1 protein-coding gene is annotated in these 1,905 nt (G+C 38.8%); it reads right to left on the reverse strand.

What is annotated here, in order from left to right:
- Positions 1-84 precede the first annotated feature (84 nt).
- Positions 85-1,596 carry a coproporphyrinogen III oxidase gene (locus V7083_RS21620; RefSeq protein ID WP_335481972.1) on the reverse strand — a complete coding sequence of 504 codons (1,512 nt, stop codon included), beginning with the start codon at positions 1,594-1,596 and terminating at the stop codon, positions 85-87.
- Positions 1,597-1,905 lie beyond the last annotated feature (309 nt).

The following is a 1,905-nucleotide window of genomic DNA, read 5'->3' on the forward strand; positions in this document are numbered from 1 at the left end:
TAAAGGATTTCTACTTTGCTTTGATTTACTACACCTTTTAAAAAAATCTCGGAATGATTCTTCATGCAAAAAGGCCCCCGCCTGTTAAGCATGGGAACCTTTTTCTGAAAAGAGTTCGTTTAATATAGTAATTTTTTGTTCTGTATATGCCTCAAAACCATCATTATAGGACTTCGGATCTTTCGGATTTGCAAAATGAGTAATTTTTCCCGTCAAAGGGTGAATGAATTTACTGGATGCACCGCAGCCCAAACCGATAATGGTTTGAAGTTCTTCCATAATAATAATATTGTAAATACTTTCTTGATTTGGCAAGCTATATCCGACATTCTCCAGATTTCCAAGAATGTTCTTTTGTCTATATAAATAGTAAGGTGCATAGCCGTATTCTGCAGTCCAATCCTGAGCCAGCTCCATCATTTTTTCAGCTTCAGACCGATCAGCTACTTTGTATTTCTCTTTATTTTTTGTCATTTCGGAAGCACGTTTGAAGGATAAGGTATGAACAGTCAATGATTCTGGCATCAGCTTTTCGGTTTCTTTTAAAGAATGTGTAAATTCAGGGATCCCTTCGCCTGGTAGGCCAATAATCAAATCCATGTTGATATTGTTCATGCCCATTTGCCGAGCCAAATGGTATTTTTCGATGGTTTCGGTAACCGTATGGTGTCTCCCAATTGCCTTTAACGTTTCCTGGGTATAGGATTGTGGATTAATACTGATTCTGTCAATCTTCCACTTTTTCAAAACCTCTAATTTTTCAGGAGTAATGGTATCCGGACGCCCAGCTTCAACGGTTATTTCCCGAATCTTTTCTACTTCAGGGAAAGAAGTGTACATTTCTTCATAAAGCATATCCATTTCTTCAGCCGTAATGCTTGTTGGTGTCCCGCCGCCATAATAGACTGTTGTAATCCGAATGCCTTTTTCCTTTAGCCATTCGCCGATTTTTTTTATTTCATAATGCAATCCCCCCAAGAAGGAATCTACTGATCCTTGACGGCCATTGATCGCGTAGGCAGGGAAGGTGCAATAGGCACATTTTGTTGGGCAAAATGGAATGCCTATATAAATACTAACTTCTTTTTGTAAAGAATACAGGTCAGGTATTACCGCCAATTGCCGGTCGATAATATGCTGCATGAGATTGATTTTTTCATCGGTAATAAGGTATTCCTCTTTCAATTGCTTGTGGGCAATAGTTTGCGGAATGCCTTCCTTGGTGCTCTTGTGCAGAAGCTTTGTTGGTCTGACACCGGTTAAGATTCCCCATTTTTGTACCATGCCGGTCCAATCCTGCAATACAGACAGATAAACGTGGGAAACCGCAATTTTGAGTTGTCTAAAATGTTCTTTTTCCGAATCAGTTTCAACCAATTTCTTTTGATATTGGTTAACATGAGTTTTTCCGTTGGAATCCTTTAATTCTGCAGAAACAACAATCTGCTCTGAAATTCGCATATGAAAATATATAGTTAAATCACCATCATCGGATCCTGACAGATCAATTTTTGTCTCTTCAAAAAACAAATTGGCAATCAGCTGAAACGGCCGTATAAATCTTTCATCCTCTAACCCTAATATGGAAATTCGCAAGTGTTATCACCTTTTCAAATTAAGCTCCCTTAAGTGTACAAAATCGCTAAAATAAGGTCAATATAGTGGAAATGATTATCAGGTTTATTTAGTCTAGGTGATGTAATACGCAGGAATTAATCACATCAATTTCTCGCAACTATCTTAGTTTCTTGGTTATCATTTTCTGAATTTGGCTCGACTTCGGACTCGCTCTTGCTTCTTTGGCTCTTCCTTGTCTGAAGTCCGCTCGGCTTCAGACACTGCCTTGCTCTTTTCGCCTTACCTTGTCCGAAGTTAACATAGCTTCGGACTCGCTCTTGCTTCTTT

Source organism: Bacillus sp. JJ1764 (assembly GCF_036962145.1).
In the GTDB taxonomy this organism is placed as follows: domain Bacteria; phylum Bacillota; class Bacilli; order Bacillales; family Cytobacillaceae; genus Neobacillus.